This window comes from Pseudomonas sp. A25(2017), assembly GCF_002001065.1.
Classification (GTDB): Bacteria; Pseudomonadota; Gammaproteobacteria; order Pseudomonadales; family Pseudomonadaceae; genus Aquipseudomonas; species Aquipseudomonas kilonensis.
This window is the reverse complement of record NZ_MUOA01000061.1, coordinates 206,725-223,724: the sequence shown is the minus strand read 5'-3', so window position 1 is coordinate 223,724 and position 17,000 is coordinate 206,725. Positions and strand designations below refer to the sequence as shown.

The window sequence follows — 17,000 nt, the reverse complement described above, 5'->3', positions numbered from 1 at the left end:
GTGCTTAGAAGGTCACGCCGACGCTAAGCGCCAGGAAGTCGCGATCGTCCACGGTGCTGAAGTCGCCACCAAAGAAGTTGGTGTAGGCCAGGCTGGCGTTGTAGGTGTTCTGGTACTCGGCATCCAGCCCGAGGCTGACGGCTTTGCGGCCTTCTTCGAAGTTGCCGCCAGGGCCTGGCGAGTAGCCTTTGACGTCATGGGACCAGGCCACGTTAGGCTTGAGGTTCACACCGGCGAAGACGTCCGGGTATTCCCAGATCGCGCGAGCGCGGTAGCCCCAGGAAGTGGAGGTAGTGAAGCCGTCGTTGTTGCAGTTGCTGTTCACATCGCTGCTGGTCTGGCCGCCACCTGCGGCGGTCCTGCCATTGAGAGAGTCGCAGAAGCCATTGGGTAGCTCACCAGGACCAAACACCGGGTCACGACCATAACGAGCGTCCGACTTGCTTTCCAGGCCGCCCACATGTGTCACGCCGATTTCACCCACCAGTGTGAGGCGACTGGCGCCCATGACCTGATCAAGGAAGTGGGTAAAGGTAGTCTGGAACTGGGTGATTTCCTTGCGGCGATAGCCGTGCAGGTCCTGACCTGGGGAGCCGTCAAGCACAGAAGCGTCTCCGAAGCCCGGAATCGGCGTCACGCCAGCAAAGAGGATATCGGTGGTGCTCAACTGCACCGGTGCATTCGGCCGATAGCTCAGTTCACCGCTCCACGCCGTGCCGGTGGGAAGGGTAGTGGAGAAACTCAAACCATAGAGCCGGATGTCTTCCGGGTATTCAACGAAATACTTGGAATTACCCGCCACGATTAGAGGGCGCAATGGCAATGGTGAAGCGTAGAACTGTTGCGCAGCTCCTGTGGCACTGAAAATCGGCGCACGACTGTGGTAGTTCATGAAGTAGGCACCGAACTCTGTGTCTAATGGCTCGAACATGTACTTCAAGGATGCGCCCCACTGGCCACTATCACGGGCATCACGGTCAGCACCACGACGGACCAGAACCCCCTCCTCGTTCACATTCACGCCGTTTGCAGTCAGGAACGGCAAGAATGCGCCAGGAATAGTGGAACGTTTATTCAACACCCGCAGATTATCCGTACAGCCATCGGCAATAACATCCGGCTGGGAGAAGAACGTACCGCAGTTATCGACAACCGTCTGGTCCCACTCCAGTTGATAGAACGCTTCAGCCGACAAATTATCGGTCAGGCTCTGGGACACATAGAACATGTTGACCGGGATCAAGCCTTCCTTGACCTCGGCACCCGGGCGACGGAATGCGGACACGTCAACTGGGTTGATGGAGTTGATGCCGCCCTGGATGAAGGTACTTTCACCCCAGCTGACCACCTGCTTGCCCAGGCGGACCGAGCCTGGCTGATCGGCAATGGCGTAGTTGTGGTAGACGAATGCATCGAGAATCTGCCCGCCGGAGGACTGGGCGCCTTCCTTGCGATTGTTGTCGCTGATGTCCTTGAACGGACGGCTTTCGTCCTTGAGTTCAAAGTCGTACCAGTACTTGCCGCGCACAAACACACCGGTATCGCCGTACTTCAGTTCCAGGTCGTGGATGCCCTTGAAGATCTTCGAGAAGGTTTCCCCTCGCTTGAAGTTCAAGTGCCCGTCATCGGAGGTCTGCGACAAGCCCTTGCCGCCATTGTTGACACCGATCAGGTCCTTGTTGGCCTTGGCCGTGGACCAGCTCGCCCCCACCGACAGGGACGAGTCGAACTGGCCTTCGATTTCACCGATGTTGAAGCTGACGCCGAATGCCGGGCCGGCGAGCGAGGAGGCAAGACTGACGGCCAGAGGCAGTTTTGCCCGGCGCCAGAAAGTGTTTGCTGAGGTCATCGACGCAACTCCATGTGTTTTATTGTTATGGCAGTGGACATTTCCAGAAACTCTTCGCCGTGCTGGCACGTACGTCCCATTCCGAAAATCCCATGAGCGGACTATAGCCAGCAGGTAGTACGGCTTGATCCCTCTAAAGTGTGATTTGCAGCCCTCAACCACTCTGGAACAGTCCTTTCGCCAGACCGACAGATGCCGGCACGGCAAGGATGGCTGAAATTTTCGGTTTGACAAGGCAAGCGCTTGCTTGGTGGGGCTGCCGTGCCCTTTCGGGCACGGCAAAAAGGCCTAAAGCGTGGACAGGAAGGTGCTGTTGTTGCTCTGCCATTCGGTGATGTCGACGCGGATGCGCTTCTTGTCGAGCTTGCCGACGCTGGTCTTGGGAATTTCCGTAACAAGGGCGATCTGGCTCGGGATCGCCCACTTGCTCAAGTGCCCCAGCTCGACGAACGGCTTGAGGTGTTCCTTGAGTTCGCGAGCCCCGAGCTGATGCCCTTCGCGAATCACCAGCAAGGCAAACGGTCGTTCGCCCCACTGCGGATCGGGAATGCCGACCACTGCTACTTCGCGTACCGCCACGTGACGGCTGATGAGGTCTTCCAGGTCCAGGGAGGAGATCCATTCGCCACCGGTCTTGATCACATCCTTGATGCGGTCACGGATGTCGATGAAGCCCATGTTATCGAGCGTGGCGACGTCACCGGTGTGCAGCCAGCCGCCAGCCCAGAGCTCGGCGCCCTTCTGCGGCTCGTTGAAATAACCCTCGGTGAGCCACGGTGCGCGCAGCACCAGTTCGCCCTGGGTCTCGCCGTCGGCCGGCAGGAAGCGTCCCTCGGTGTCAACGATTGCCGCCTCCACCAGTGGGCCCGGCACGCCGGCCTTGATCCGGTAAGTGGTGCGTTCGTCTTCGCTACCGGCCATCAGTTCATCGTTGAGGTGGGCGCAGGACACCAGCGGGCCGGTTTCCGACATGCCATAGGCGGCAGTGAGCTGGATGCCCCGGGCCTTGGCCGCTTCGTACAGGCTGCGGTTCAGGGCGCTGCCGCCGATGACGATTTTCCAGCCGCCGAAATCGGTGTCCAGGGCGCCCTTGGCGTTGAGGACCATTTGCAGGATGGTTGGCACACAATGGGAAAAGGTGACCTTTTCCTTGCGCCACAGCTGGACCAGGAATTCGGGATCGTAGCGACCCGGGTAAACCTGCTTGAGCCCGAGCATGGTCGCGACATAGGGCAGGCCCCAGGCGTGGACATGGAACATCGGCGTGATGGGCATGTACACGTCGTTGGTGCCCAGCAGCCGCACGCTGTCGATGGACCCCATGATGGTCGCCACGCCCATGGTGTGCAGCACCAGTTGCCGATGGGTGAAGTACACGCCCTTGGGGTTGCCCGTGGTGCCAGTGGTATAGAACGTAGTGGCGACGGAGTTTTCGTCGAAATCCTGGAAGTCGTAGGTGGGGGCGGCGGCGGCCAGCAGTTGCTCGTATTCACCCACCAGGTTCGGCAGGTCGGCGGTTTTTTCCGGCAGGTCGGTCAGCAGCAGGGTCTTGTCCACCGTGGTCAGGTGCCCGGCAATCGCCTGGTACAAGCCGACGAATTCGCTGTTGACCAGCACGAAGCGGTCCTCGGCGTGGTTCATGGTGTAGAGGATCTGTTCCGGTGACAGGCGCACGTTGATGGTGTGGATCACCGCACCGATCATCGGGATCGCGAACATGCATTCCAGGTAGCGATGGCTGTCCCAGTCCATCACCGCCACGGTATCACCGGCCTTGACCCCCGCCTCGGTCAACACGTTGGCCAGGCGCGCGACCCGCTCTATCAGCGTCGGATAGCTGTAGCGCAACTGGTCACGGTAGATGATCTCGCGGGTTTTCTCGTAACGCGTGCCGGACATCAGCAGCCGCTTGATCAGCAGCGGGTATTGATAAGCGCCTTCGGCTGGAGGAATAACGCGAGTCTGCAACATAAGAGTCCCTTTTCTGACTGCACGGTCTTGGCTGGAAGTTAGCACTCTAGAGCGCTTATACACCGATCAAATCAGCCAAAGGAATGATTTGATCGGCGCGCCAATACTAGCCTTGAGCCATGCCCAGGACTGTAGGAGCTGCCGAGTGCAACGAGGCTGCGATCTTTCCCCTGCCAATTGAATCCAGAGCGAAAAAACAAAAAATCAAAAGATCGCAGCCTTCGGCAGCTCCTACACAAAGCGAGCTTAGGGTGGATCAGTGCGCCTCGGTAAACGCCAGCTTCACCCCAATGGCGACGAGCACCGCGCCCATGGTCCGGTCGAACCAGTGGCCCATGCGCGCAAAACCGGCGCGCACCCGCTGCTGGCTGAACAGCAGCGCCACCAGGCAGAACCAGGCGGCCGTCGCAACCGCCAGGTACACGCCGTAACCGGCCTGGACGGCCAACGGTGTGTGCGGGTTGATCACCACGGTGAACAGCGACAGGAAAAACAGTGTCGCCTTGGGGTTCAGGCCGTTGGTGACAAAGCCCGAGGTGAACGCACCACGGGCGGTACGCTCACCGGCCTCCTTGTGCAGGTTGTCCTCGCTGGGTTTGGCCGGCTGTGCCCGCAGAGCCTTGAAGCCGATGTACAGCAGGTACGCGGCGGCAGCCCACTTCAGCGCGTTGAACAGCACGATCGATTGCGACACGATCAGGCCGATACCCAACAGCGAATACCCCACGTGCAGGAAAATCGCCGTGCCGACGCCCAGCGCCGTCCAGGTCCCGGCGCGCCGGCCATGGGTCACGCTTTCACGCACCACCACGGCAAAATCCGGCCCGGGGCTGGCAACGGCCAACAAGTGGATCAGGGCGACGGTGAGGAATTCGGTGAGGTACATGGTGGAGCTCCTTGGCTAACTCAAATCTCAAAACAAACATCAACTGTGTAGTGAGGGGGCTGTGTGGGAGCAAAGCTTGCTCGCGAAACGGGCGACTCGATTCCTGGGAGACCGCATCGTCGATGTCGCGAGCAAGCTTTGCTCCCACAGACATCTGATAGGCTCGCCACATTACGCCTTCGGTTCTTGACATAAAAGGTACAGCTGATGACGAACAGCGCTCGTGCAGTCTTCCTCGACCACCCTTCCCTGGACCTCGGCGACCTGGACCTGGGCCCGCTGCGCAACTGCTTCAGCGACCTGCAACTGTTCGCCCGGACCACGCCGGACCAGGTGGCCGAGCGGCTCGAGGGCGCCACCGTGGCGATCACCAACAAGGCCGTGATCGATGCGCAGGCCATGGCGGCCAGCCCCGACCTGAAGCTGATCCTGATCAGCGCCACCGGCACCAACAATGTCGACTTGGCCGCCGCCCGCAGCCACGGCATCACGGTGTGCAATTGCCAGGGCTACGGCACGCCGTCGGTGGCCCAGCACACGATCATGCTGTTGCTGAACCTGGCGACGCGCCTGGCCGATTACCAAAAAGCAGTGGGTGAAGGTCGCTGGCAGCAGGCTTCGCAGTTTTGCCTGCTGGACTATCCGATTGTCGAACTGGAAGGCAAGACCCTGGGCTTGCTCGGCCATGGCGAGCTGGGCAGCGCCGTCGGGCGGCTGGCCGAAGCCTTTGGCATGCGCGTGCTGCTGGGGCAGATCCCCGGGCGCCCAGCCCGCGCCGACCGCTTGCCGCTGGAGCAATTGTTGCCGCAAGTCGATGCCCTGACCCTGCACTGCCCGCTCAACGAGCACACCCGACACTTCATCGGCACCCGCGAACTCGCGCAGCTCAAACCCGGCGCGTTCGTGGTCAACACCGCCCGTGGTGGCCTGATCGACGAACAGGCCTTGGCCGAAGCCCTGCGCAGCGGTCATTTGGGTGGCGCCGCCACCGACGTGCTCAGCGTGGAGCCGCCGGCCCAAGGCAACCCGCTGCTGGCCGGCGATATTCCACGCTTGATCGTCACACCGCACAACGCCTGGGGCAGCCGCGAGGCGCGGCAACGGATCGTCGGGCAAATGAGCGAAAACGCCCAGGGCTTTTTCAGCGGTACAGCGCGGCGTGTCGTCAGTTGATAAACTGCCGCACTTTTTTTCAAGGAGCAGACCATGGATCCGCGCAGTGAAGTACTGCTTCGTCAGGCCGAGTTATTCCAGGGTTCGGTCTTGCTGGCCGGCCTGCCCGCCGATGACCTGCTCGGCCGTTTGCCAGAGGCCCATGGCTGGTGCTGGCACGCTGGGGATCAGGCCGCGCTGGACGCTCGCTTCCCTGAGCGCAGCCACTTTGGCGTGAACATACCCGAGCGTGGGTTCGACACGGCCGTGGTGTTCCTGCCCAAGGCCAAGGACCTGACCGACTACATCCTCAATGCCGTGGCGGCGCGCCTGGCCGGGCGCGAGGTGTACCTGGTGGGGGAAAAACGCAGTGGCATCGAAGGGGCGTCCAAGCAGCTCAACCCGTTCGGCAAGCCACGCAAGCTCGACAGTGCACGGCATTGCCAACTGTGGCAGGTCACCGTCGCCAACGCGCCCGAGGCCAAGCCCCTGGAAAGCCTGGCCCAGACCTACGAATTGCCCCTGGCCGAAGGCCCATTGAAGGTCATCAGCCTGCCAGGGGTGTTCAGCCATGGTCGCCTGGACCGTGGCAGTGCGCTGCTGTTGGAACACCTGGATAAACTGCCCAGCGGGCATTTGCTGGACTTCGGCTGCGGTGCCGGGGTGCTGGGGGCGGTGGTCAAGCGGCGCTATCCGCACAACACCGTCACCCTGTTGGACGTGGACGCATTCGCCGCCGCCAGCAGTCGCCTGACCCTGGCCGCCAACGGCCTGGAGGCCGAGGTGCTGACCGGTGACGGCATTGACGCCGCGCCGATGGGCTTGAGCGCGATCCTGAGCAACCCACCGTTCCATGTCGGCGTGCACACCGATTACCACGCCACGGAAAACCTGTTGCGAAAAGCAGCCAAACATCTGAAAAACGGCGGCGAACTGCGGCTGGTTGCCAATAGCTTCCTCAAGTACCAGCCACTGATCGAGGAGCATTTTGGCGTCTGCGCCATCAAGGCCGAAGGCCAGGGCTTTCGCATCTACCGAGCCAAGCGCGGTTGAAATCTTTTAGGTAACAGCACTTGCTCAATCGGATTTGCCTAGGCAGAATCCGCTCCGTCCTAGGGGAGTAGTCTCCCGCGAGCGCCATGCTCGCCCGGCATACGTCAACATACTTGGTCAGCAGACCATGGCGTATGCGGCCCAAGCGTCCACACAGATGGTCGCTGGGTTTGACAAGACCTATGACACGCACACCTTACCCGGGGCGGGAAGGCTGTACGTGTCATAGCCGTGTCGACCCGCCCCTTTAGGAATTCCTGATGCTGGACTCACTCCTGGTACCTACCGCTATCGTTGCGCTGGCCGAAATCGGCGACAAGACGCAATTGCTCGCGCTTATCCTGGCCGCTCGCTTTCGCAAACCCTGGCCGATCATCGCCGGCATCGTTGCTGCGACGCTCGCCAACCATGCCGCTGCCGGGGCAGTGGGGGCCTGGGTCAGCGGCTTTTTCTCCAACGCGGTCTTGCACTGGATACTGGCGGCAAGCTTCACGGCCACGGCGCTGTGGACCCTGGTCCCGGACAAACTGGACGATGAGGAAGCGAACACGGCCCGCAAGTTCGGCCCGTTCCTGACCACGTTGATTGCGTTCTTCCTGGCGGAAATCGGCGACAAGACGCAGATCGCCACGGTGATGCTCGCCGCGCAATACCCTGAGTTGTGGTTGGTGATCATCGGCACCACCGTGGGCATGTTGATTGCCAACGTGCCGGTGGTCCTGGCGGGCAATTTCGCCGCCGAGAAGCTGCCCCTGACCCTGATCCGCCGCCTGGCCGCCTCGGCATTCTTCGTCCTGGCGATCGTGGCGGTGTACAAGGCGATGCAGAGTAGTGGGTGGGTTTGAGGCTGCGTCACACCTTGGGCATAGGATAACTGTGGGAGCATAGCTTGCTCGCGATAAACGACGACGCGGTCTGATTAACGTCTGCGTCGCCCCTGTCGCGAGCAAGCTTTGCTCCCACGGCGATGCTTACTTCTTGGCCTGCTGATAAAGCGGCATCACCTTCGGAATCGCCGCCTGCAACGAAGCGATACGGCTGCTCGACGACGGGTGGGTGCTCATGAATTCCGGTGGCGCGCCTTCCGAGGCCTTGGCCATCTTGTTCCACAAGGTGATCGCCGCGTTCGGGTCGTAGCCAGCGCGGGCGGCCAGTTCGAGGCCGATCAGGTCGGCTTCGTTCTCGTTGCCGCGGCTGTTGGGCAAGGTCATGCCGTAGTTGGCGACGGTGTCGGCCAATGCCAGGCTGTCCTGGCCCAGGCCGAACAAGGCGCCAGCGCCCTGCTTGGCCATCTCGATGCCATAGGCCTTGGACATCGCTTCGCGCCCGTGCTCGCGCAGGGCGTGGGCGATTTCGTGGCCCATGATCGCGGCGATTTCAGCGTCGGTCAGCTTCAACTGGTCGATCAGACCGGTGTAGAACATGATCTTGCCGCCAGGACCGCAATTGGCGTTGAGCTCATCGCTCTTGATCAGGTTCACTTCCCATTTCCACTGCGCCGAATCCGGGCGGAACACCGGCGCCTTGGCGATCAATCGGTCGGCAATGACCTGGATGCGCTTGGCATCGGTGCTGGTCTTGTCCAGCGCGCCCTGGGCGCTCGCCTCACCCATCGTCTTTTGATAGGACTGGGCGTACATCTGGTTGACCTCAGCGGTCGACAGCATGCTGAACATGTACTGCTTGCGCTCCACGCCCACGGCTCCGCCGCTGGTGGTATTGACCGACTGGCAACCGGTGAGCAGCAGAGCCGCGCTCAGAGCACTCACCATCAATGTCTTGTTCATGTAAAAAAAGCTCCCTGGAAACGTGGGCGTATCCTAGGCCTTGATTTGTATCGGCGCCAGATACCTAACGAAGGATTACAGTTTTTTCGCATTGCTCGCGATAGCGCCCGGCCAGCCAACCTTGAAGTGACTGACACTACGCCTTCGCGAGCAGGCTCGCTCCCACAGGGGATTGGCGGCAGGATGCCGATTTGTGAATGCAGCAGAACAACTGTGGGAGCAAAGCTTGCTCGCGATGGCGTCAGTCCAGCCAACATTGAGGTGACTGACACTACGCCATCGCGAGCAAGCTTTGCTCCCACAGACTCCCCACAGGCTCAATGCAGGGGGTTAGAGTTCGCCGAGGGCTTCGATCAGGGCCTGGTTCTGCTCCGGTGTACCGATGCTGATCCGCAGGAACTGGGCAATCCGCTCCTGCTTGAAGTGCCGCACGATCACACCCTGCTCCCGCAGTTTCGCCGCCAATCCTGCCGCATCGTGCCGGGGATGGCGGGCGAAGATGAAGTTGGCCGCCGAGGGCAGCACGTCAAAGCCCTTGGCTTGCAGTTGGGCCACGACCCATTCACGGTGCTCGATGACCAACTGGCAGGTCCGGTCGAAATGCTCGCGATCATCGAACGCCGCCGCGCCGCCGACATTCGCCAGGCGATCCAGCGGGTAGGAGTTGAAGCTGTTCTTGATCCGCTCCAGCGCTTCGATCAGGTCCGGATGGCCCACCGCCAGGCCCACACGCAGCCCCGCCAGGGAGCGGGACTTGGACAAGGTCTGGGTCACCAGCAGGTTCGGATAGCGATCCACCAGGCTGATGGCCGTCTCGCCGCCGAAGTCGATATAGGCCTCGTCGACCACCACCACCGAATCCGGGCTGGCCTTGAGCATCTGCTCGACCGCTTCCAGCGCCAGCAGGCAGCCGGTCGGAGCGTTCGGGTTGGGGAAAATGATCCCGCCATTGGGTTTGGCGTAGTCCGCCGGGTCGATCTGGAATTGCGCATCCAGCGGCACCGCATCGAACTGAATGCCGTACAACCCGCAATACACCGGATAGAAGCTGTAGCTGATGTCCGGGAACAGCAGCGGCTGGTCGTGCTGCAACAGACCGTGAAAGATGTGCGCCAGCACTTCATCCGAGCCGTTACCCAGGAACACCTGGTTGCTCTGCACGCCGTAATAGCGGGCCACGGCGCCTTTCAGCAGGTCGCTGTTGGGATCCGGATACAGGCGCAGGTTGTCGTTCAGTTCGGTCTGCATCGCCGCCAGGGCCTTGGGCGATGGGCCGTAGGGGTTCTCGTTGGTGTTGAGCTTGACCAGCCGGGTCAGCTTCGGCTGTTCACCCGGCACGTAGGGCACCAGATTCTTGACGAACGGGCTCCAGAATTTACTCATTTCAGTTCCCCTGCCCTTCGATGGATGACTCGTCAAGAATGCGGTACTCGGCACTGCGCGCGTGGGCGCTCAGCGATTCGCCACGGGCCAGCACCGAAGCGGTCTTGCCCAGTTCGGATGCGCCCTGCTCGGAGCAGAAGATGATCGACGAGCGTTTCTGGAAGTCATACACCCCCAGCGGCGACGAGAAGCGCGCGGTGCCGGAGGTCGGCAACACGTGGTTGGGGCCTGCGCAGTAATCGCCCAAGGCCTCACTGGTGTGGCGCCCCATGAAGATCGCACCGGCGTGACGGATCTGCGGCAACCAGGCCTGCGGGTCGGCGACCGACAACTCCAGGTGTTCCGGCGCGATGCGGTTGGCGACTTCGATGGCCTGCTCCATGTCGCGGACCTTGATCAGCGCACCACGACCGTTGATCGAGGTGTTGATGATCTCGGCGCGGTCCATGGTCGGCAGCAGCTTGTCGATGCTGGCGGCGACCTTGTCGAGGAACTCGGCGTCCGGGCTGACCAGGATCGCCTGGGCGTCTTCGTCGTGCTCGGCCTGGGAAAACAGGTCCATGGCGATCCAGTCCGGGTCGGTCTGGCCGTCGCACACCACGAGGATCTCCGAAGGACCGGCGATCATGTCGATGCCGACCTGGCCAAACACGTGGCGCTTGGCGGTGGCGACATAGATATTGCCCGGCCCGACCACCTTGTCGACCCGCGGCACGCTTTCGGTGCCATAGGCCAGCGCAGCCACGGCCTGGGCACCGCCGATGGTGAACACCCGGTCCACGCCAGCGATGCAGGCGGCGGCCAGCACCAGTTCGTTGATTTCACCGCGCGGGGTCGGGACCACCATGACCACTTCGGTCACGCCGGCGACCTTGGCCGGGATGGCGTTCATCAGCACCGAGGACGGATAGGACGCCTTGCCGCCCGGCACGTACAGGCCGGCGCGGTCCAGCGGCGTGACTTTCTGGCCCAGCACCGTGCCGTCGGCTTCGGTATAGCTCCAGGAGTCCTGTTTCTGCCGTTCGTGATAATCACGCACCCGAGAGGCGGCCTTTTCCAGGGCTTCGCGCTGGGGCACGGTGATCCGGGTCAGGGCCAGTTCCAGGCGCTCGCGCGGCAGGATCAGGTCGGCCATGGACGCCACTTGCAGGCCGTCGAATTTCTGGGTGAATTCCACCAGGGCGGCATCGCCACGCTCGCGCACGGCCTTGATGATGTCCAGCACCCGCTGATTGACCGAGTCGTCAGACACACTTTCCCAGCTCAGCAGATGATCCAGATGATGTGCGAAATCCGGATCGGCAGCGTTGAGTCGGCGAATCGAAGTGGGAGCGGTCATAGCGAGGGCCTCATTAATGGCAAATGCTCAGGCGCCCTAAGCTACCAGTCCATTCGCGTGGGCACCTGAGAAAATTGGCTATGACACGGATAGACGGGCGCGACTCAAGGTCGCGCAGGTGAATCAGCCGCGGTGTCGCGATTCCACTGCCTTGCGCAGGGTATCGATCAGAGCCTGGATACGGGCGTGCTGCATTTTCATCGAAGCCTTGTTGACGATCAGCCGGGAGGTGATGTCAGCGATGAAGTCCTGGGGTTCCAGGCCATTGGCCCGCAGGGTGTTGCCGGTGTCGACCACGTCGATGATCTTGTCCGCCAGGCCGATCAGCGGCGCCAGCTCCATCGAACCGTACAACTTGATGATGTCGACCTGACGACCCTGCTCGGCGTAGTAACGCTTGGCAATGTTGACGAACTTGGTCGCCACGCGCAAACGCCCCTTGGGCTCCGGCGCGCCGACTTTACCGGCGGTCATCAGCTTGCAGCGGGCGATCTGCAGGTCCAGGGGCTCGTACAGGCCCTGGCCGCCGTATTCCATCAGCACGTCCTTGCCGGCAACGCCCAGGTCGGCGGCGCCATGTTCCACGTAGGTCGGCACATCGGTGGCACGCACGATCAGCAAGCGCACGTCGGCCTGGGTCGTGGGGATGATCAGCTTGCGGCTCTTGTCCGGATTCTCGGTCGGCACGATGCCCGCTTCAGCCAGAAGCGGCAGGGTGTCGTCAAGGATGCGGCCCTTGGACAGTGCGATGGTCAACATGGGAAACGTCAGTCCTTATCAAGGTACTCATGCCCGGTCGCAAGCGGCGCCGGACACACATCGAGGGTGCAAACACCCTCGACCTGGAAATCAACGGGCACATCCTTGTGCCCATGCAGCCGGAACTAGCCCGGTACGCGACGGATCTTGGCGCCGAGCATCTGCAGTTTTTCTTCGATGCACTCGTAGCCACGGTCGATGTGGTAGATGCGGTCGATCAGGGTATCGCCTTCGGCAACCAGGGCCGAGATCACCAGGCTGGCCGAGGCCCGCAGGTCGGTGGCCATCACTGGCGCGCCCTTGAGCTTCTCGGTACCCGTGACGATGGCCGTGTTGCCTTCGACCTGGATCTTGGCGCCCATGCGGTGCAGCTCGTAGACGTGCATGAAGCGGTTTTCGAAGATCGTCTCGATCACAGCACCGGTGCCTTCGGCAATGGCGTTGAGGGAGATGAACTGCGCCTGCATGTCGGTCGGGAACGCCGGGTACGGAGCGGTCCGCACGTTGACGGCTTTTGGCCGCTTGCCGTGCATGTTCACTTCGATCCAGTCTTCGCCGCAGGTGACTTCGGCACCGGCTTCCTTGAGTTTTTCCAGGACGGCTTCAAGGATGGTCGGATCGGTGTCCTTGACCTTGACGCGACCACCGGTGACGGCAGCGGCGACCAGATAGGTGCCGGTTTCGATCCGGTCCGGCATCACTTTGTAGGTGGCCGAATGCAGGCGTTCAACACCGTCGATGGTGATGGTGTCGGTGCCAGCGCCGCTGATCTTCGCGCCCATGGCGATCAGGAAGTTCGCCAGGTCGACCACTTCAGGCTCGCGCGCAGCGTTTTGCAGCACGCTGCGGCCCTTGGCCAGTGCGGCGGCCATCATGATGTTCTCGGTCCCGGTCACGCTGACGGTATCGAAGAAGAAGTGCGCGCCGCGCAAGCCGCCTTCCGGCGCCTTGGCCTTGATGTAGCCGCCTTCGACGTCGATCACCGCACCCATGGCTTCCAGGCCGCGAATGTGCAGGTCCACCGGACGCGAGCCAATGGCGCAACCGCCAGGCAAGGCAACTTCGGCTTCACCGAAACGGGCGACCATCGGGCCCAATACCAGGATCGACGCACGCATGGTTTTCACCAACTCGTACGGGGCGATCAGGGTCTTGATGGTGCGCGGGTCGATCTCGACGCTGAGCTTCTCGTCGATCACCGGCTCAATGCCCATGCGGCCGAACAGCTCGATCATCGTGGTGATGTCGTGCAGGTGCGGCAGGTTGGCCACGGTCACAGGACCATCGCACAGCAGGGTCGCGGCCAGGATCGGCAGGGCGGAGTTCTTTGCCCCGGAAATACGGATTTCGCCATCAAGACGAACGCCGCCGGTAATAATCAGTTTATCCATAAGAATCTCGAGGCCCTTGGGCTCAGGTGCGCTCGGCCCAGGCCGCGCTGCTGAAAAATTTCATCGTGACCGCGTGGATGCTGCCATCGGCGATCCATGGGTTCAAATGGGCATAGATGCTCTGCTGACGCTTCACTGGGCTCAACGTCGCCAGTTCGTCGCTGATCACGTTCAGCTGGAAGTTGCAGCCTTCGCCTTCAACTTCCACCTGCGTACCAGGCAGCTTTCCTTCAAGGAAGCTCTTCACTTCTACAGCCTGCATGCTCAACCTCAATCGGCGCCCTGTGCGCGCGGGTCGCACATCATACAAAAAAGCCCCGCGCCTGCGAACCCCGCGAAGCAGGACTCTGACGGGGGGACTTTTCCAAGGATGTGGGTCAGGTGTGCGCCAACAGCTCGGTCAGCTCGCTGACCTGGGCTATTTCGCGCATGTCTTCGGGCATCCCACGGATGCTCCACGTTTTGCCGGCCGCCTTGGCGTCCCGCATGAAGCACAGCAGCAGCGACAGCCCGACGCTGCTGGACTTCTGCACCGCCGAGCAATCAATGACCACCTCGGCGGCACTGACGGACTTGATCAGCGCCTGGCCCTGCTTGCGCAGGGCCGGGCCGGTGCGGTAATCCAGCACGCCACTGAGCATCAGCACGCCAGCCTCACCCAGACGAACGGCCGACTCACTCACCGACTCGATCATTGTGCCTGCTTCTCTTTGGCTTCTTCGGTCACTTCCTTGGCCTTGGCGACTTCACCGGCCCAACCGTTGATGGTCTTGTCCAGGTCGCTGCCATTGCGCTGCATGGCATCGGCGAACTGATCGCGGAACAGCTTGCCGATGTTGATGCCATTGATGATCACGTTGCGCACCTTCCACTCGCCGTCGATTTTTTCGAGCGTGTAGGACACAGGATAGATCGCGCCGTTGTTGCCCTTGACCTGCATGTCGACGCTGGTGCGGGTGCCACTTTCGTCCTTGGCCGGAGAAACGGTGATGCCCTGGTTGTTGTACTCCAGCAAGGCATTGCCATAGAACTGCATCAGGCTGCGCTTGAAGTTCTCCTGGAAGCGGGTCATCTGCGCCGGGGTTGCCTTGCGCGAGTACTTGACGGTCATGATGCTCTTGGAGATGCCGTCGGCGTCGACCACGGGGCCGACGATGCCGTTCAGTGCGTCATAGAACGCGCTGGGGTCCTGCTTGTATTGCTCTTTGTTGGCGGCAAGGTCCGCCAACAGCCGGGTTGTCGTGTCCTGGATGATGTCATGGGCCGAAGGCGCGGCCACGGCGTTAGCCATCAACGGCAGCGCCGCGAGCAACACCAACAGGCCACGTCGCAAGATAGAGATCATTCAAAAGCTCCTCATTTGGCGTCTTTGCTAACGGTATTGAGCAGGAATTTACCGATCAGGTCCTCGAGCACCAGGGACGACTGCGTGTCGTGGATGACGCCACCGTCCTTGAGCACGGCATCTTCCCCACCCACGCTGATGCCAATGTACTTCTCACCCAGCAGCCCAGCCGTGAGGATAGATGCAGTGGAATCAGTCGGCAGGTTATCCACGCGTTTTTCCAACTCCAGCGTCACCCGACCGGTGAAATCCTCGCGATTCAGATCGATTGCCGTGACCTTGCCGATCGTGACACCGGCCATGGTCACCTTTGCTCTGACCGTCAAACCGGCGATATTGTCAAAGTTGGCATAAAGTTTATAAGTATCGGTGCTTGCGGTCGGCGCCAGTCCACTGACCCGCAGGGCCAGCAGCAGCAAAGCCAGGATGCCAGCCAGCAAGAAAAGGCCGACACCGATTTCCAGGGTGCGGTTTTGCATCAGAAATCTCCAAACATCAAGGCGGTCAGAATAAAGTCAAGGCCCAGGACCGCCAGTGAGGCGTACACCACGGTCTTGGTTGTGGCACGGCTGATCCCCTCTGACGTGGGCTCACAGTCATAGCCTTGGAACACGGCGATCCAGGTCACGACGAAAGCGAATACGGCACTTTTGATCACGCCATTGAGGACATCGTCGAGGAAATCGACGCTGTTTTGCATGTTCGACCAGTAGGAACCCTCATAGACCCCCAGCCAGTCAACGGCCACCCACGAGCCGCCCCAAATCCCCACGACGCTGAAAATCATTGCCAGCACCGGCAGGGAAATGAAACCAGCCCACAGGCGCGGGGCAATGATGTACTTGAGCGGGTCGACGCCGATCATTTCCAGGCTGGACAACTGCTCGGTGGACTTCATGTTACCGATTTCGGCCGTCAGCGCCGAACCGGCACGCCCGGCAAACAGCAGCGCCGTGACCACGGGACCGAGCTCACGCAGCAGCGTCAGCGCAACCATCTGCCCGACCGCCTGCTCCGAACCGTAGCTGGACAAAATGCTGAAGCCTTGCAGCGCCAGCACCATGCCAATGAAGATCCCGGAGACCACGATGATCACCAGGGACATCACGCCCACCGAGTGCAACTGCTTGACCAGCAGGCCGAAACCGCCGCCTGTCGAGTTGCGACCGAGCAAGGCGTGCATCAGGAACAACGAGGAACGGCCCAGTACCGCCAACACGTCGATGCCGGAGCGGCCAAACAGGCGAATTTTTTCCAACAGTGATTTCTTGCGCATCAGCGCTTCCCCAGCAGATCGGTACGGTAATCCGTGGCCGGAAAATGGAACGCCACCGGCCCGTCCGGATCACCCTTCATGAATTGGCGAATGCGCGGGTTGTCCGACTCTGCCAGTTCCTGCGGTGTCCCCTGCCCCAGCACCTGACCATCGCCGACCACATAGATGTAGTCGGCAATGCTCGCGGTTTCGGCCAGGTCGTGGGAGACCACGATACTGGTGATGCCCAGCGCATCGTTAAGCAGGCGGATCAGGCGTACGAGCACGCCCATGGCGATCGGGTCCTGCCCGACGAAGGGTTCGTCGTACATGAGGATCTTCGGATCGAGGGCAATCGCCCGCGCCAGCGCAACCCGACGCTTCATGCCGCCGGACAGCTCGTCGGGCATCAGGTCAAGGGCGCCACGCAGCCCGACGGCCTGCAATTTGAGCAGGACGATGTCACGGATCATCTCTTCCGGCAGGTCGGTATGGACCCGCAGCGGGAACGCCACGTTCTCGAACACATCGAGATCGGTAAACAGCGCGCCACTCTGGAAGAGCACGCCCATGTGCTTGCGCGCATCGAACAGGTCGCTGCGAGACAACTCGGGAAGATTCTGACCATTGACCCAGACTTCGCCGGCGCTGGGGCGCAGTTGTGCCCCCATCAGCCGTAGCAGCGTGGTCTTGCCGCACCCGGAAGGCCCCATGATACCGGTGACCTTGCCGCGTGGAATGCGAATATCGATGTCATTGAAAATGCTGCGCGTCCCTCGCTTGAAGGACAGTCCCTTCAGCTCGACCGCGTAGGCGTTGTCGGCACTCAT

Annotated in this window: 17 protein-coding genes and 1 riboswitch; of the genes, 3 read left to right on the top strand and 14 right to left on the bottom strand. The window is 61.4% G+C overall.

From position 1 onward, the window contains the following. Nucleotides 1-4: 4 nt before the first annotated feature. The 3 genes from B0E42_RS14685 to B0E42_RS14675 form a co-directional block, all read right to left on the bottom strand. Nucleotides 5-1,849, bottom strand: coding sequence for a DUF1302 domain-containing protein (locus B0E42_RS14685; protein ID WP_077506712.1), 1,845 nt, complete (start codon nucleotides 1,847-1,849; stop codon nucleotides 5-7). A gap of 288 nt (nucleotides 1,850-2,137) precedes the next feature. Continuing rightward, nucleotides 2,138-3,820, bottom strand: a complete 1,683-nt coding sequence (locus tag B0E42_RS14680) for a fatty acid--CoA ligase (protein WP_024619829.1) — start codon at nucleotides 3,818-3,820, stop codon at nucleotides 2,138-2,140. A 256-nt stretch (nucleotides 3,821-4,076) separates the two neighbouring features. Further along, on the bottom strand, nucleotides 4,077-4,706 hold the full coding sequence (locus B0E42_RS14675) for a LysE family translocator (protein ID WP_046063862.1): 630 nt from the start codon (nucleotides 4,704-4,706) through the stop codon (nucleotides 4,077-4,079). Between the two features lie 207 nt (nucleotides 4,707-4,913). Between B0E42_RS14675 and B0E42_RS14670 the strand changes: the two genes are divergently transcribed. The 3 genes from B0E42_RS14670 to B0E42_RS14660 all read left to right on the top strand — a co-directional run bounded on the left by B0E42_RS14670 (nucleotide 4,914) and on the right by B0E42_RS14660 (nucleotide 7,756). Further along, complete coding sequence (locus B0E42_RS14670) at nucleotides 4,914-5,879, top strand: 2-hydroxyacid dehydrogenase (protein WP_077506711.1); 966 nt, start codon at nucleotides 4,914-4,916, stop codon at nucleotides 5,877-5,879. A 33-nt stretch (nucleotides 5,880-5,912) separates the two neighbouring features. After that, nucleotides 5,913-6,911 carry a class I SAM-dependent methyltransferase gene (locus B0E42_RS14665; protein ID WP_077506710.1) on the top strand — a complete coding sequence of 333 codons (999 nt, stop codon included), beginning with the start codon at nucleotides 5,913-5,915 and terminating at the stop codon, nucleotides 6,909-6,911. A gap of 50 nt (nucleotides 6,912-6,961) precedes the next feature. Beyond that, nucleotides 6,962-7,082, top strand: a riboswitch (yybP-ykoY riboswitch). Nucleotides 7,083-7,171: 89 nt separating this feature from the next. Then, nucleotides 7,172-7,756 carry a TMEM165/GDT1 family protein gene (locus tag B0E42_RS14660; RefSeq protein WP_014336648.1) on the top strand — a complete coding sequence of 195 codons (585 nt, stop codon included), beginning with the start codon at nucleotides 7,172-7,174 and terminating at the stop codon, nucleotides 7,754-7,756. Between the two features lie 126 nt (nucleotides 7,757-7,882). Here the strand turns inward: B0E42_RS14660 and B0E42_RS14655 are convergent, their stop codons facing one another. The 11 genes from B0E42_RS14655 to B0E42_RS14605 all read right to left on the bottom strand — a co-directional run bounded on the left by B0E42_RS14655 (nucleotide 7,883) and on the right by B0E42_RS14605 (nucleotide 17,000). Beyond that, nucleotides 7,883-8,698 (bottom strand): M48 family metallopeptidase, encoded by an 816-nt coding sequence (locus B0E42_RS14655; protein WP_053178226.1) that lies wholly within the window; start codon nucleotides 8,696-8,698, stop codon nucleotides 7,883-7,885. Nucleotides 8,699-9,028: 330 nt separating this feature from the next. Further along, on the bottom strand, nucleotides 9,029-10,081 hold the full coding sequence (gene hisC, locus B0E42_RS14650; RefSeq protein WP_018614030.1) for a histidinol-phosphate transaminase: 1,053 nt from the start codon (nucleotides 10,079-10,081) through the stop codon (nucleotides 9,029-9,031). Nucleotide 10,082: 1 nt separating this feature from the next. Continuing rightward, on the bottom strand, nucleotides 10,083-11,420 hold the full coding sequence (gene hisD, locus B0E42_RS14645) for a histidinol dehydrogenase (RefSeq protein ID WP_018614029.1): 1,338 nt from the start codon (nucleotides 11,418-11,420) through the stop codon (nucleotides 10,083-10,085). A 123-nt stretch (nucleotides 11,421-11,543) separates the two neighbouring features. After that, the gene (gene hisG / locus B0E42_RS14640) at nucleotides 11,544-12,179 is read right to left on the bottom strand and encodes an ATP phosphoribosyltransferase (protein WP_003197870.1); all 636 of its coding nucleotides are present in this window, start codon (nucleotides 12,177-12,179) and stop codon (nucleotides 11,544-11,546) included. A gap of 125 nt (nucleotides 12,180-12,304) precedes the next feature. Further along, nucleotides 12,305-13,570, bottom strand: a complete 1,266-nt coding sequence (gene murA, locus B0E42_RS14635; protein ID WP_018614024.1) for a UDP-N-acetylglucosamine 1-carboxyvinyltransferase — start codon at nucleotides 13,568-13,570, stop codon at nucleotides 12,305-12,307. 22 nt (nucleotides 13,571-13,592) lie between these two features. Further along, the gene (locus B0E42_RS14630; protein WP_024618940.1) at nucleotides 13,593-13,832 is read right to left on the bottom strand and encodes a BolA family protein; all 240 of its coding nucleotides are present in this window, start codon (nucleotides 13,830-13,832) and stop codon (nucleotides 13,593-13,595) included. Nucleotides 13,833-13,947: 115 nt separating this feature from the next. After that, on the bottom strand, nucleotides 13,948-14,253 hold the full coding sequence (locus B0E42_RS14625; RefSeq protein ID WP_018614021.1) for a lipid asymmetry maintenance protein MlaB: 306 nt from the start codon (nucleotides 14,251-14,253) through the stop codon (nucleotides 13,948-13,950). Between the two features lie 8 nt (nucleotides 14,254-14,261). Continuing rightward, complete coding sequence (locus B0E42_RS14620) at nucleotides 14,262-14,915, bottom strand: phospholipid-binding protein MlaC (protein WP_077506709.1); 654 nt, start codon at nucleotides 14,913-14,915, stop codon at nucleotides 14,262-14,264. Between the two features lie 11 nt (nucleotides 14,916-14,926). Then, entirely contained in the window at nucleotides 14,927-15,394 is a 468-nt protein-coding gene (gene mlaD / locus B0E42_RS14615) for an outer membrane lipid asymmetry maintenance protein MlaD (RefSeq protein ID WP_018614017.1), read from the bottom strand. Beyond that, nucleotides 15,394-16,191, bottom strand: coding sequence for a lipid asymmetry maintenance ABC transporter permease subunit MlaE (gene mlaE / locus B0E42_RS14610; RefSeq protein WP_053178220.1), 798 nt, complete (start codon nucleotides 16,189-16,191; stop codon nucleotides 15,394-15,396). Before mlaE ends, mlaD begins: the two co-directional genes overlap by 1 nt. Beyond that, a complete protein-coding gene (locus tag B0E42_RS14605; RefSeq protein WP_018614013.1) occupies nucleotides 16,191-17,000 on the bottom strand; it encodes an ATP-binding cassette domain-containing protein in 810 nt (269 codons plus the stop codon). Before B0E42_RS14605 ends, mlaE begins: the two co-directional genes overlap by 1 nt.